Source organism: Brevundimonas sp. 2YAF1 (assembly GCF_052114745.1).
Taxonomy (GTDB): Bacteria; Pseudomonadota; Alphaproteobacteria; order Caulobacterales; family Caulobacteraceae; genus Brevundimonas.
Map to the genome: position 1 here is coordinate 281,804 of NZ_JBFRFI010000001.1, position 13,919 is coordinate 295,722.

Below are 13,919 nucleotides of genomic sequence, written 5' to 3' on the forward strand. Positions count from 1 at the left end.
CGTCATGCGCAATACCGGTGCCGACATTCTGGTCGTCGACGACGAGGCCGACATCCGCGAACTGGTCTCAGGCCTGCTCGAGGACGAGGGCCATTCCGTTCGCGTGGCCGCCAACTCGGACGAGGCCCTGGCCGCGATCCGGGCGCGCAAGCCGTCGCTGGCGGTGCTGGATATCTGGATGCAGGGCGGCGGTCTGGACGGACTGGAGCTGCTGGACGTGGTCAAGGGGCTGGACGAGGACCTGCCGGTCGTCATGATCTCCGGGCACGGCAATATCGAAACCGCCGTCAGCGCCCTGAAGCGCGGCGCCTATGACTTCATCGAAAAGCCGTTCAAGTCCGACCGTCTGGTGGTGGTGGTCGAGCGCGCTCTGGAAGCGGCGTCGCTGAAGCGCGAGAACCGTCGTCTGCGGACGCAGACCATGGCGCTGACCGGATTGATCGGGAAGTCGGCGGCGGCGCAGCTGCTGCGCGGGACGATCGCCAAGGTGGCCCCCGCCAACAGCCGTGTGCTGATCTCCGGTCCTCCGGGCTCGGGCAAGGAACTGGTCGCGCGCCAGATCCACGACGCCAGCCCGCGCGCCAAGTCCGAGTTCGTCGCCATTTCGGCCGCAGGCATGACGCCGGAGCGGCTGGACGTCGAACTGTTCGGCGAGGAGGGCGGCGACGGACGGCCCCGCAAGATCGGCGTCTTCGAGCGCGCCCATAACGGCACCCTCTACCTGGACGACGTCGGCGACATGCCTCGCGAGAGCCAGAGTCGCATCCTGCGGGTGCTGGTGGAGCAGCGTTTCCGTCGAGTCGGCGGCGAACAGGATGTTCAGGTCGATGTCCGCGTCGTCACCTCCACCGCCCGCGACCTGAGGGTCGAGATCACCGAAGGCCGCTTCCGCGAGGATCTGTTCCACCGCCTGAACGTGGTGCCGATCCGCGTCCCGCCGCTGTCCGAGCGTCGCGAGGACATCAGCGAACTGATCGAATATTTCGTCGAGAGCCTGGCGGCGTCTCAAGGCCTTCCGCGCCGTCGCATCGCCGAGGACGCCCTGGCCGTCCTGCAGGTCCATCCGTGGCCGGGCAACGTGCGCCAGCTGCGCAACAACGTGGAGCGCCTGCTGATCCTCGCCACCGGGGCGGCCGATGAACCGATCACCGCCGACATGCTGCCGCAGGAGGTGGCCTCCTCCAGCGGCGGCTCCTCGTTGGGCTCTGACCGTATCATCGCCTTGCCGCTGCGCGAGGCGCGCGAGGTGTTCGAGCGCGATTATCTGGCGGCCCAGATCATGCGTTTCGGTGGAAACATCTCGCGCACGGCCGCCTTCATCGGCATGGAACGATCCGCACTGCATCGCAAACTGAAGTCGCTGGGCGTTTCGCCCGCTCGCGGCGGCGAAGACGAAGAAGGAGAGGGCGCCTGATGTCCAGGATCGCCTATGTCAACGGGACCTATCAGCCGCATAGCGGCGCGACGGTTCATATCGAGGATCGCGGCTTCCAGTTCGCTGACGGGGTCTATGAGGTCTGGTCGGTGTTCGACGGCAAGCTGGCCGACTTCCAAGGCCACATGACGCGTCTGGCCCGCAGCCTGACTGAGCTTCGCATCCCCATCCCGATGACCGCTCAGGCTTTGGAGCGCGTGCTCAAGGAAACCATCCGGCGCAACCGGGTCCGCAACGGCATCGTCTATCTGCAAGTCACGCGGGGAACGTCGCCGCGCGATCACGCCTTCCCGAAGGACACGCCGCCAAGCGTGATCGTCACCTCCAAGACGATCGACCTGGCCAAGGGCGAGGCCCTGGCCGCCAAGGGCGCGGCGGGCGTGACCATGCCCGACATCCGCTGGGGCCGTTGCGACATCAAGACCGTGGGGCTTCTGCCCAACGTCCTGGCGAAGCAGGCGGCGCGCGAGAAGGGCGCCTATGAGTGTCTGATGGTCGACGACATGGGGCTGGTGACCGAAGGGTCGTCCACCAACGCCTGGATCGTCGACGAAGACGGCAAGCTGCGCACCCGCGACGCCCAGGCCAATATCCTGCGCGGCATCACCCGCACGGCCATCCTGAAACTGGCCGAGGTCGAGGGCATCGAACTGGACGAACGCCCGTTCAGCGTGGACGAAGCCAAGCGGGCCAAAGAGATTTTCGTCACCGCCGCCAGTTCCTTCGTCATGCCTATCGTGTCGCTGGATGGATCGAAGATCGCGGACGGCAAGCCCGGTCCTATCGCGACTCGGCTGCGCGAGGTTTATCTGGAACAGGCGCGCCGCGAGGCCATTTAGGGCGTTGCCGCGACTGCGAAGGCGCGTCTAAAGTCAGGTGCGGACCGACGAGTCCGCACTGGCTGAACCGGCCGGCGAAAAAGAACCAAGAACAGGACCAACCTGCCATGTCGCAAGACAAACGACAAAACCTTCAAGACACCTTCCTCAACAGCGTTCGCAAGACCAAGACCCCGCTGACCATCTTCCTGGTAAATGGCGTCAAGCTGCAGGGAATCGTGACCTGGTTCGACAACTTCTGTGTGCTGCTGCGTCGCGATGGCCAGTCGCAGCTCGTCTACAAGCACGCCATCTCGACCATCATGCCGTCCGCGCCCGTGCAACTGTACGAGCCGGATGCCGAAGAAGACTGATTGACCTCCAAACACATAGACCACACCGTCCCGCTGATCCGGGCGGTCGTCATCCACCCCGACCGCCGCTCGGACAGCCCGCGGCTGGCGTCCGAACGTCTTGAGGAAGCCGCGGGCCTGGCCCGTGCGCTGGACCTCGACGTGCGCGCCGAAGAGATCGTGCGCCTGCGCGGAACCACGCCCGCCACCCTGTTCGGTTCGGGCAAGGTCGAGGAATTGGCCGCCCTCATCCGCGCCGCCGACGTCGAGGCCGTGGTCATCGACGACGACTTGTCTCCGGTCCAGCAGCGCAATCTGGAGAAGGCGTGGGAGGTGAAGGTCATCGACCGCACCGGCCTGATCCTCGAAATTTTCGGCCGCCGCGCGCGGACCAAGGAAGGCCGACTGCAGGTCGAACTGGCGCGGCTGGAATACGAGCGCTCGCGTCTGGTCCGCACCTGGACCCACCTGGAGCGTCAGCGCGGGGGCACCGGCTCGACGGGCGGTCCGGGCGAAACCCAGATCGAACTGGACCGGCGTCTGATCGCCGACCGGATCGTTCGCCTGAAAGTGGAACTGGAAGAGGTGCGCCGCACGCGCGGTCTGCACCGTAAGGCCCGCAAGAAGGTGCCTTTCCCATCAGTGGCCCTGGTCGGCTACACCAATGCGGGCAAGTCGACGCTGTTCAACCGGCTGACGGGGTCTGAGGTCTTCGCCAAGGACCTGCTGTTCGCCACCCTGGACACGACCCAGCGCACCATCCGCCTGCCGCAGGGCCGTCCGGCCATCATCGCCGACACCGTGGGCTTCATCTCGGACCTGCCGCACGAACTGGTCGAGAGCTTCCGCGCCACGCTGGAAGAGGTGGGCGAGGCCGACCTGATCCTGCACGTCCGCGACATCGCCTCCACAGACAGCGACGCCCAGGCCAAGGACGTCGAGGCGGTGCTGGAGCAGATCCCGACACCGGAAGGCAAGACGCGCCGCATCCTGGAAGTCTGGAACAAGATCGACCTGCTGGACGCCGACGTGCGCGAAGGCGTTCTGGGTCAGGCCGAACGTCTGGCGCGCGAGGGCAAGGCGGTCGCGGTGTCGGCCTGGACGGGCGAGGGGATCGAACCTCTGCGCGAGACCATCGCCGCCCTGATCGACGACGACCCCGAAACCCACCTGACGCTGCAGGCCCACCAGGGCGAGGCCCTGGCCTGGCTGTATGAGAACGGACGGGTGACCTTCCGCGACACGGATTCCGATGGCCGGACCCATCTGGTCGTGCGGCTGCATCCTTCCGCGCTGGGGCGGCTGGAGCGGCTGTACCCCGACATCATCGACTAGTCCCATGCACCTGATCGAGACCATTCTGTTCCTGCTTCTGGCCGTGGTGCTGTCCGGCTGGGTGGCGCGGATCACGCGGATAGCCCTGCCGCTGGTGCAGATCGGTCTCGGCGCGGCAGTGGTGTTGATCACAGGCGAAGCGGTCGATCTGAAGCCGGACATCTTTTTCCTACTGTTCCTGCCGCCGCTGCTGTTCGTGGACGGCTGGCGCATTCCCAACGAGGCTCTCTATCGCGACCGGGTGGTGATCCTGGAGCTGGCGCTGGGGCTGGTAGTCTTCACCGTCGTGGGGCTGGGCTTCCTGATCCACTGGATGATCCCGGCCATGCCCCTGGCGGTGGCCTTCGCCCTGGCGGCCATCCTGTCGCCGACCGATCCTATCGCGGTGTCGGCGGTGGCTGCTCGCGCGCCGATCCCCAAGCGGCTGATGCACATCCTGGAAGGCGAGTCGTTGCTCAACGATGCGACCGGCCTGACCTGCATGCGGATCGCGGTGATCGCGGCGACGACGGGCGTGTTCTCGCTGACGAACGCGATCGGGACCTTCGCCTGGCTGGCCGTCTCAGGGATCGCGGTCGGGATCGTCGTGACCCTGGCCATCGGCGTGATCAAGGGCTGGATCAGCCGGCGCTGGGGCGAGGACGTGGGCGGGCAGATCCTGATCAGCCTGCTGATCCCCTTCGCCGCCTATCTGGCGGCCGAAGCGGTGCACGGCTCGGGCATTCTGGCCGCCGTCGCGGCGGGCGTGACCATGAGCTTCACCGAGCGTCAGGGCTCGGCCCTGGCGGCGACGCGAATCCGACGCGCCGTCGTCTGGGACACGGTCCAGTTCGTCGCCAATGGCCTGATCTTCGTCATTCTGGGCGAACAGATGCCGTCGATCATGGCGCGCGCGGCCGAGGTCATCCAAACGACACAGCACCGCGAGGTCTGGTGGCTGGGGGTCTATGTCCTCGCCATCGTAGCGGCGTTGGCGACGCTGCGCTTTGTCTGGGTGTGGACGTCGCTGAAGCTCACCCTGTTCCGTAAGCGAGGACGCCGCGCGCCGCCGAAAGTGGGGCTGCGGCTGGTGGCCGTCATGTCCCTGGCGGGCGTGCGCGGCGCCATCACTCTGGCCGGCATCCTGACCCTGCCGTTCGTTCTGGGCGACGGTTCGCCCATGCCGGCGCGCAACCTGGCCATCTTCCTGGCGGCGGGGGTGATCATCGTTTCGCTGTTGTTGGCGACCATCGCCTTGCCGCGCCTGCTGAAGGGCGTCGAACTGCCGCCCGAGCCGTCTCACCTCGAGGATGCGGATCGCTCGCGCGTCGCGGCCGCGTCGGCGGCCATGCGCGCCATTGAAGATCGCCAGCACGCCATGGCCGAGGGCAAGGCGGATCCCGACCTCTACGCCGAGACCGCCGCCCGGTTGATGGAGGTCTATCGTCGTCGCATCGAAAGCCGCAGCCATGGCGAGGGCGACGACCTGTCGCGCACCCGACGCGGCGACGAGATCGAGCGTCAGTTGCGGCTGGCCGGTCTGGCAGCGGAACGCGAGGAACTGATCCGTCTTAGTCGGCAGCGCCTGGTCGATAACGAGACGGCGCGCCGCCTGATCCGCGAAGTCGACCTGCAGGAACTCCGCTACATCTAGACCGTGAGTATCGCGCCGATCGCTGCATAGTCGTCGACGACATAATGGGCGCCGGCATCCTGCAGACGATCACCGTCGCCATCGCGCATGTGGCCACCCGCACAGAGCCCCACGACGGTCATCCCAGCGGCGCGTCCTGCCGCCACGCCGCTGGTGCTGTCCTCGATCACCAGGGTTCTGGCGGGATCGACCTGCATCTCGGCCGCGGCGTGCAGGAACAAGTCGGGGTGAGGCTTGCCGCGCGTGACATGAACGGTCGCGCTGAAGATCGGCCCGCCGAAGGTCGAGGTTAGACCGAAGCGGTTCAGGCCCATGTGAATCCAGTCCAGCGGGCTGGACGAGGCGATGCAGCGACGCTCGCCTCGCGAGGCTATAAAGTCGAGCGCGCCCGTGACAGGCTTGAGCTCGGTCGGCGCCCGGGCGTGACATCGCCCGGTCCATTGGTCGTGGAGATCTTCGGGGCAGGACCCGAATCGCGCCTCGATCAGGGTGCGGCAATCCAACCAGCGCCGGCCCACATAGGCCGCCAGAGCCTCGTCCAGCGTCGTGGGCATCCCGGCTTCGCTCAGAAGGTCCGCGAGGATGGCGTTGTTCAACACCTCGCTGTCGGCGACAACCCCGTCAAAATCAAAAATGATCAGGTCATAGGCCGCCAACGTCAGGTCCGTTCTGCCGCCTTGGCCGCGTTCCACAGTGCGTCCATTTCGGCCAGGTTCGACTGCTCCGGCGTGCGGCCGTCCTTGGCCAGTTCGGCTTCGATGAAGCCGAAGCGGCGGATGAATTTGGCGTTGGCGGCGCGCAGGGCGTCTTCGGGTTCGACCTCCAGCTTGCGGGCCAGGTTGGCGACGACGAACAGCAGGTCGCCCAGTTCCTCGCGGGCCTTTTCCTTGTCGCCGGCGGCGATCTCGACGCGCAGTTCCTCGACCTCCTCGGCCAGCTTGTCGAAGACCTCGTCGGTCGAGGGCCAGTCGAAGCCGACGCGGCCGGCGCGCTTGGTCAGTTTGGCGGCGCGGGTCAGGGCGGGCAGGCCGACCGGCACGTCGTCCAGCACGCCGTGCTGTGCCTTGGCCTTGCGCTCTGCGGCCTTGATGTCCTCCCAGCGCACCTTCTGGGCCGAGCCGCTGACCTTGGCGGCTTCCTCGCCGAAGACGTGCGGATGGCGACGGATCAGCTTGTCGGCCATGGCGTCGGCCACGTCGTCGAAGACGAAATGCCCGGCCTCCTCGGCCATGCGGGCGTGGAAGACGACCTGGAACAGCAGGTCGCCCAGTTCGACCTTCAACTCCTCCATGTCGGCGCGCTCGATGGCGTCGGCGACCTCGTAGGCCTCCTCGATCGTATAGGGAGCGATGCTGGCGAAGGTCTGCTCGACGTCCCAGGGGCAGCCGCCGTCCGGATCGCGCAGGCGAACCATGATCTCTTTCAGGCGGTCGACGGAGTGGGTCATTCAGGCGGTCCCGGCGTCGCGCAGCGCAAGCGCCTCGCGGATTTCATCATGGCGCTGGGGCGTCAGAGGATAGCCCTTCAGCACCCAGGCGGCCGCCGCCAGTAGCAGGCCCGGCACGGCGATGAACAGGATTTGCAGCGCCAGCAGCGAAAACTCGCTGTTGCCCTCAGGGCCCGGCAGCGCCTTGAAGCCCACCCATTGCAGGATGAGGTAGGGGATCAGCGCCACGACGTGACCGATCTTGGTCGTGGCCGACAGGATGGAGAACATCAGGCCTGTGCGGTCCACGCCCGTCTCCAGCCGCACCTCGTCGCCTGCGTCGGCCATCATGGCCCGCAGCAGGAACAGACCCGCCGCATAGGGCAGGCCGGCGATGAACATGACCACGGCGGTCAGGGCGAAGTTGCCGCCGGGAACCAGGGTCGCGGCGATATAGAGACCCGCAAAGATCAGGCTGGCGACCGCCAGGGCCCTGTCCTTGCCGATCTTGGTGGCCAGCCAGGCCCAGATGGGCGCCCCGACCAGTCCCGCCACGAAATAGAACAGCATGAAGAGCGACGCCTGGGTGTGGTCGTAGCCCTTGATCTGGCCGAAGAAGAAGAACAGCAGCGCGCCGGTGATGCCGGGCGCCACGCCCAGCAGCAGGTCGGCGATCAGCAGCTTGCGCACCGTCTTCATGCCGAACAGGGCTAGATAGGCCTTAGGTCCGCCGTGGGGCGGGGCGCCGACGGTCATCGGTTCCGGCACGGCGACCATGGCCAGGCCGATGGTGAGGGGCAGGGCGATCAGGATGGCCCAGCCCATGATCCGCACGCCGTCGGCATAGGTCCCGATGCCCGTCTTCACTACCACGGTCGGCAGGATCAGGATCAGGATGACGCCGATGATGTTGAACACCTGCCACCAGCCATAGACCCGGCTGCGCTGGTCGTACTGAGGCGCCAGAACCGCCGCCCAGCCCAGTTGGCTCAGGGTGCCGATCGAGAAGCCGAGGTAGAGGACCAGCAGCCAGGCGAACAGATAGGCGGGACCGGCGCCGGGCTGGACCACCACGAACATCATCAGCGCCGACAGCATCAGGATGGGCGTCGACAGCACCATCCATGGGCGATAGCGGCCGAACTTGGTCTTGGTCTTGTCCATGCCCCAGCCGATGAAGGGGTCGAACAGGATATCGATCAGCCGCACGGCCATGAAGACCCCGGCCACGACGCCCAACTCCATCCCGACATGGGTGGCGTAGAACTCGGGCAGGGTGACGGGCAGGGCGACGCCGAAGGCCGCCAGCGGCAGGCAGGGGCCGGAAAAGGCGGCCAGAACGGCGTTGGAGCGGCGGGGAGCGTCTGCGGCGACAGTCGATGACATCAGGCGTCCGAACATGGTCGGCCTGAGTCGGCCGCAGCTTCACCATGCCGGTTTTCTACGAACAGGCGAAGACGGCCTTGCGGTTCCGGGCAAGCTGGGGCCTGCTGATCCCATGTCAGTGCGATTTGCGATCCTCGCCACAGCCTTTGCCGCAGTTCTCGGCGCCGCCGGAGCGGTCCAGGCCCAGGACGCCCAGATCTGCGACCGGCCGACCAACGCCTGGGACAACGCGGCTCAGGCCAACGGGATTTCGCTCTACACTCTGGAATGGTCGCCGTTCGGATCGGCGGAATGGGGATGGGAGACCTATACCCCGCTGATCCAGCGCGAGATCGGTTCGCCCTGCGATCCGGCGTCACCCGCCTTCGCCGAGGCCTTGGCCGGGTTTCAGGCGCGCTATGGACTGGTCGGAACGGGCCAGTTCGATCAGGCGACGTTTCAGGTGTTTCGCGGCCTGTGGCAGGAGCGGCGCCCCTTCGTCATGGCGCGGGTGAGGGGGGAATGTCCCGAGCCGCCGCCGATCAGCCTGCTGGGTTATTTGTCTCCGCAGGAGGAGCACGCCGAGCGGATGACACGCCTGCTGCGCCGCGACGTGCTGGACGCCTATCGCCGCATGGCCGCCGCCGCCCGCGCCGAGGTCCCGGCCATCGCCGCCGATCCCGAACTGATGCAGATCTTCTCGGGCTTCCGTGACCCGGAGGCGGACGCCGCGCGCTGCGCCGCCCTGGGCAACTGCGACGGTGTGCGGCGCGCCGCCTGTTCGCCGCACCGGACCGGAACCGCCATCGACATCCACGTTGGCCACGTCGCCGGGATGGGCGTGGACTCGACCGATCCGATGAGCCGCCGCCATATGGCGCAGGGGCCGGCTTATCGCTGGCTGGTCGCCAATGCTTCCCGTTTCGGGTTCACGCCCTATGTCTTCGAGCCTTGGCACTGGGAGTGGATAGGCGATGATACGGCCGCTGGCGGACGGTGAGGCAGCGCTGGCGCGCGAGGTGTTCGGCGCGGCGCTGAGGCTGGACGCGGTTCGCTTCCTCGCCTCGCCCTGGCCGTTCGATCGGGCCTTCGTAGCGGGAAGCTGGTTCGGACGGGACTGGATCGTCTGGCCGAAGAAGACGCTGGAGCTGGATCTGTCGCGCGCGCCGCTACGGACCCAGGCCGTCTTTATTCACGAACTGGCCCACGTCTGGCAGGCGCAAAACGGGGTGAACCTGCTGACGGAAAAGCTGCGGGCGGGGGACAGCCCCGCCGCCTATGCCTATCCGCTGGACGATCGTTGCGACTGGAGCGTTCTGAACATCGAGCAGCAGGCCATGGTGGTCGAACATCGTTTCGTCCTGTCGCGCGGCGGGCGGGTTCCTGCCGATCAGGCCTTCTATGATCGCGTCTGCCCGCTGGACGGGCGTATGGTAGCCCCTTGCGGGAACGACGGACTGCACTAGATCATCTGTAACAGTCATTGGCGCAGTCAGCGTCGCAGGAACGGTCAAGCCATGAGACAGCCCGCCATCTTCTTCGGACACGGTTCTCCGATGAACGCTCTAGGTAGTCCCTATGCGGACGCTTGGCGCGCGTTGGGAGAGGAGATCGGCAAGCCCAAGGGCGTCGTCATGGTCTCGGCCCATTGGGAAACCCGCGGGTTGGGCGTAACGGCGCAGGAAAGGCCGGAAACCATCCATGATTTCGGAGGTTTCCCGCCGGAACTTCACGCTATGCAGTATCCTGCGCCCGGCTCGCCTTCGCTGGCGACCCGAGTGGCGGAGCTGACGGGCGCGCATCAGACGACGCAATGGGGGCTGGATCACGGTACATGGTCGGTGCTGGCCCACGTCTGGCCCGACGCCGACGTGCCGGTCGTGCAACTGTCGCTAGACCGCACCATTGATGCGCGCGGCCACTATGAGTTGGCCAAGCGTCTTCAGCCGCTGCGGGACGAAGGCGTCCTGATCGCCGGTTCGGGCGACTTCGTGCACAATCTGCGGACGTGGAAGCGCGCCGGCGGCGAGCCTTACGACTGGGCCATTCATTTCAACGAGGCGGTGAAACACGCCCTGTCGACCGGCGACCACGACGCCCTGATCGACTGGGTTCATCTGGCGGAACAGGCGCAACTCAGCGTGCCGACCGACGAGCACTATCTGCCCCTGCTCTACGTCGCGGCCCAGCAGGCGCCGGGCGAGGCGGTGCGCTTCTTCACTGACGCCATCGAGGGCGGTTCTATCTCGATGACCGGCGCCCGGATCGGCTGATCCAGGCGCCGCTCTAGGGTCTGTTCTGGTTGGTTAGCGGCGGCGACCGCCGCGTATCATGCTGTCCAGCGCCCACGGGCCAGGACCGGCGAAGAACAGGTACAGGAAGACGAAGCAGTAGAGCACCGCGAGCTCGCCGCCGTTGTTGATCGGATAGGGGCTCTGCGGCGCATGCACCATCCAGTAGGCCACGGCGGTGAAGCCCGACAGGATGAACGCGGTCGGGCGGCTGAACAGGCCCAGCACCATCAAGGCGCCGCCGACCAGTTCGATCGGGCCGGACCAGCCCGCGGCGCTCGTCAGGTCGAGGCCGCCGCCGTTACCGCCGGGCGGGAAGCCCAGAATCTTCTGGCAGCCGTGCTGCAGGATCAGCAGACCGGCCACGATCCTCAGAATGCTTTGGACGCGCGGGGCCCAGCCCGAAAGAGTCGTTGAACTCGCCATTCATTTTCCTCCCGATGACGCGCGACCGCCGGGTCCGGAGGGCCGGATCGACGCAAGGCGCAGCAGAGGAGGTTAGGCGAAGTCGCGGCCGCCGCAAGCCATCCTGTTAGGCTGCCCTCAATAGATCCTCGACCAGATTCTGAATGGCGACGTAGTCGGTCTTGCCTGTGCCGAGAACCGGGATCGCGGCGATCTTGAAAATCTTCTTCGGGACAGCCAGTTCCGGTGCGCCGTTGCCGCGCGCCCATTCCGACAGTCGCGCCGTTTCGGCGGCCTCGTAATCGGTGACCAGCACCAGGCGCTCGCCCTTCTTGCTGTCGGGCACGGCGACGACGGCGTGGTGGCCGGTCGGCCAGACCGCGCCGGCCATGCCCTCGACCGCCGTAAGGGAGACCATCTCGCCGCCGATCTTGGCGAAGCGCTTGGCCCGCCCGAGAATGGTGATGTAGCCCTCGGCGTCGATGTCGACGATATCGCCGGTGTCGAGCCAGTCATCGTCCAGAGGCTCCAGGCCGGCCGGGTCGTTCGGCGAGATGTAGCCTTCCATGACGTTCGGCCCGCGCAGGAACAGGCGGCCGCCGAAGTCGATGCCCTCGACCGGCTCGATCCGGTAATCCATGCCCGGCAAGATCTGGCCCACGGTTCCTGGGCGGTTGCGGTCCGGGTGGTTCACGGCCACGACGGGCGCGGCCTCGGTCGCGCCGTAGCCTTCCAGCAGGGTCAAGCCGCCGAACTTGGCGTCGAAGGCGGCACGCGTTTCCTCGCGCACCTTTTCTGCCCCGGCCACCGCGAATTTCAGTGTGGCGAAGTCGCCCGGCGCGGCCACGCGGGCGTACTGGTTCAGGAAGGTGTCGGTGGCGAACAGGATCGACGCCTTCACCTTTGGCAGCAGGTCGGTGATCTGCTTCGCGTGAAGCGGCGAGGGATACTCAAATGCCTTCAGCCCCTGCAGCAGCGGCAGGATGACCCCGCCGGTCAGGCCGAAGCAATGGAAGGTCGGCAGCGGGTTGAACATGACCCAGTCGGGATCCAGGTCGATATGGGCCGCGACCTGTCGGGCATTGGCGACCAGGTTTCTCTGGCTCAGGACCACGCCCTTGGGCGCGCCGAAACTGCCCGAGGTGAACAGGACCACGCCCGGCGAATCCGGATCGGTCTTCACGCGGAAACGACGCGGGGCCAGGCCGGCGCTCAGGCCGTAGAGCTTGTCGGCCAGGCCGATGGTTTTGCGCACGTCGTCCAGCCAGACGATCTCGGCCACATCGCCGAGAGCGGTCATCAGGTCGTCCAGCTTGGCCTGGGTGACGAACCGCTTGGCCGACAGAATCTTGGTGACGCCCGCCGTCTTTAGCGCCGCCTTCAGATTGGCCTCGCCCGAGGTGAAGTTCAGCATGACCGGCACGCGACCGAAGGCGTGCAGCCCAAAGAAGGTCACGACCACGCCCGCGCTGGACGGCAGCAGGACGCCGACGCGCTCGCCGGGCTTCGTCATCTTCGCGATCTTGCGGCCTAGAACGAAGGCGGCGCGGATCAGGCCGGTGTAGGTCAGGGGATGACGATCCTGGTCTTCCAGGATCTCCTTGTCGCCATAGCGGGCGCGCGCATCGATCAGCGCGTCGAACAGGGATTCATCATAGACCTTAGGGTCCAGGGCAGCCCGCAAGCACGTCCTCCTTCGGAGAGCTCTGACGCGGCCCTCTCGGTTACAAGAGGCCGGAACCTAGTGACCCAAGGTCAGCTTGAAAAGATGCGTAACGTGGCGTGAGCGTCGCACCGACGCATCTGAAGCCGACTGTGGCTTGCCATTGCCGGTCGGAAAGCCGACATACCGCCCTTCTGCACAGGAGCCAGACCGCCGGCTATGGTCACGCTGATCGATACCCTGACGAAGAAGCCAGCTGAGCTGCGTCACCCGGAAAAACAGAACCGCCCGGAATCGGCGGTGCTGAAGAAGCCTGACTGGCTGCGCGTCAAGGCGCCCGGCTCGGGCCAGTATAATGCGACCAAGGAGATTGTTCGCTCTAAGGGTCTGGTCACCGTCTGCGAAGAGGCAGCCTGCCCGAACATCGGCGAGTGCTGGAGCCAGAAGCACGCCACCCTGATGATCATGGGCGACACCTGCACGCGCGCCTGCGCGTTCTGCAACGTCAAGACCGGTCTGCCGCAGGCCCTGGACCCGGAAGAGCCGGCCAAGGTCGGTATGGCCGTCCAACAGATGGGCCTGAACCACGTCGTCATCACTTCGGTGGACCGCGATGACGTGTCGGACGGCGGCGCCGCCCACTTCGCCGAAGTGGTGCGCCAGATCCGCCTGCAGGCGCCGAACACCACCATCGAGATTCTGACGCCCGACTTCCTGCGCAAGGACGGCGCGGCAGAGGTGATGATCGACGCCACGCCCGACGTCTTCAATCACAACCTCGAGACCGTTCCGCGCCTCTATCTGAAGATCCGCCCCGGCGCCCGCTACTTCCACAGCTTGCGCCTGCTGCAGATGGTCAAGGAGCGCGACCCGAACCAGTTCACCAAGTCCGGCATCATGGTCGGTCTGGGCGAGACCAAGGAAGAGGTCATGCAGGTGATGGACGACATGCGGTCCGCTGGCGTGGATTTCATCACCATCGGCCAGTACCTGCAGCCGACGCGCAAGCACGCCGCCATCGACCGCTTCGTGACCCCGGAAGAGTTCAAGGCCTATGAAGCCATCGCTCGCGCCAAGGGCTTCCTGATGGTGTCGTCGTCGCCGCTGACGCGGTCGTCGCACCATGCCGGGGACGACTTCGCTCGTCTGAAGGCCGCGCGTCTGGCGCAGGCAGGCCGCTCGGCCCGCTAAGCCC

General features: G+C 66.4%; 14 protein-coding genes. 9 read left to right on the top strand and 5 right to left on the bottom strand.

The genetic code is table 11. The annotated features are described in order from the left end of the window. Positions 1-4: 4 nt before the first annotated feature. The 5 genes from ntrX to AB4Y68_RS01355 all read left to right on the top strand — a co-directional run bounded on the left by ntrX (position 5) and on the right by AB4Y68_RS01355 (position 5,574). Complete coding sequence (gene ntrX, locus AB4Y68_RS01335; protein WP_441453365.1) at positions 5-1,414, top strand: nitrogen assimilation response regulator NtrX; 1,410 nt, start codon at positions 5-7, stop codon at positions 1,412-1,414. After that, positions 1,414-2,274, top strand: coding sequence for a D-amino-acid transaminase (locus AB4Y68_RS01340; protein WP_441453366.1), 861 nt, complete (start codon positions 1,414-1,416; stop codon positions 2,272-2,274). Before ntrX ends, AB4Y68_RS01340 begins: the two co-directional genes overlap by 1 nt. 107 nt (positions 2,275-2,381) lie before the next feature. Next, a complete protein-coding gene (hfq, locus tag AB4Y68_RS01345) occupies positions 2,382-2,627 on the top strand; it encodes an RNA chaperone Hfq (RefSeq protein WP_003164861.1) in 246 nt (81 codons plus the stop codon). After that, positions 2,628-3,941: a GTPase HflX gene (gene hflX / locus AB4Y68_RS01350; RefSeq protein ID WP_441453368.1), complete on the top strand. Its 1,314-nt coding sequence runs from the start codon at positions 2,628-2,630 to the stop codon at positions 3,939-3,941. It begins immediately after the preceding gene. Between the two features lie 4 nt (positions 3,942-3,945). Further along, positions 3,946-5,574 (top strand): Na+/H+ antiporter, encoded by a 1,629-nt coding sequence (locus tag AB4Y68_RS01355; RefSeq protein ID WP_441453370.1) that lies wholly within the window; start codon positions 3,946-3,948, stop codon positions 5,572-5,574. Here the strand turns inward: AB4Y68_RS01355 and AB4Y68_RS01360 are convergent. Genes AB4Y68_RS01360 through AB4Y68_RS01370 form a run of 3 tightly spaced genes read right to left on the bottom strand, consistent with a single transcriptional unit; the run spans position 5,571 to position 8,386 of the window. Beyond that, on the bottom strand, positions 5,571-6,230 hold the full coding sequence (locus AB4Y68_RS01360) for an HAD family hydrolase (protein ID WP_441453372.1): 660 nt from the start codon (positions 6,228-6,230) through the stop codon (positions 5,571-5,573). The two genes, AB4Y68_RS01355 and AB4Y68_RS01360, sit on opposite strands and share 4 nt — an antisense overlap. Before the next feature lie 2 nt (positions 6,231-6,232). Next, positions 6,233-7,021 carry a nucleoside triphosphate pyrophosphohydrolase gene (gene mazG, locus AB4Y68_RS01365; RefSeq protein WP_441453374.1) on the bottom strand — a complete coding sequence of 263 codons (789 nt, stop codon included), beginning with the start codon at positions 7,019-7,021 and terminating at the stop codon, positions 6,233-6,235. After that, positions 7,022-8,386 carry an MFS transporter gene (locus AB4Y68_RS01370; RefSeq protein WP_441453376.1) on the bottom strand — a complete coding sequence of 455 codons (1,365 nt, stop codon included), beginning with the start codon at positions 8,384-8,386 and terminating at the stop codon, positions 7,022-7,024. A 13-nt stretch (positions 8,387-8,399) separates the two neighbouring features. Between AB4Y68_RS01370 and AB4Y68_RS01375 the strand changes: the two genes are divergently transcribed. From AB4Y68_RS01375 to ygiD, 3 genes are read left to right on the top strand one after another with little or no spacing between them, the layout of a single operon-like run. Then, on the top strand, positions 8,400-9,365 hold the full coding sequence (locus AB4Y68_RS01375; protein ID WP_441453378.1) for a D-alanyl-D-alanine carboxypeptidase family protein: 966 nt from the start codon (positions 8,400-8,402) through the stop codon (positions 9,363-9,365). After that, entirely contained in the window at positions 9,340-9,831 is a 492-nt protein-coding gene (locus AB4Y68_RS01380; RefSeq protein ID WP_441453380.1) for a hypothetical protein, read from the top strand. Before AB4Y68_RS01375 ends, AB4Y68_RS01380 begins: the two co-directional genes overlap by 26 nt. Before the next feature lie 51 nt (positions 9,832-9,882). Then, complete coding sequence (gene ygiD, locus AB4Y68_RS01385; protein WP_441453381.1) at positions 9,883-10,638, top strand: 4,5-DOPA dioxygenase extradiol; 756 nt, start codon at positions 9,883-9,885, stop codon at positions 10,636-10,638. Positions 10,639-10,671: 33 nt separating this feature from the next. Here the strand turns inward: ygiD and AB4Y68_RS01390 are convergent, their stop codons facing one another. Beyond that, positions 10,672-11,082 (bottom strand): DoxX family protein, encoded by a 411-nt coding sequence (locus AB4Y68_RS01390; protein WP_441453383.1) that lies wholly within the window; start codon positions 11,080-11,082, stop codon positions 10,672-10,674. A gap of 106 nt (positions 11,083-11,188) precedes the next feature. After that, on the bottom strand, positions 11,189-12,745 hold the full coding sequence (locus tag AB4Y68_RS01395; protein WP_441453385.1) for an AMP-binding protein: 1,557 nt from the start codon (positions 12,743-12,745) through the stop codon (positions 11,189-11,191). A gap of 198 nt (positions 12,746-12,943) precedes the next feature. Here AB4Y68_RS01395 and lipA point away from each other — a divergent pair, with 198 nt between their 5' ends. Next, positions 12,944-13,915 carry a lipoyl synthase gene (lipA, locus tag AB4Y68_RS01400; protein WP_441453387.1) on the top strand — a complete coding sequence of 324 codons (972 nt, stop codon included), beginning with the start codon at positions 12,944-12,946 and terminating at the stop codon, positions 13,913-13,915. Positions 13,916-13,919 lie beyond the last annotated feature (4 nt).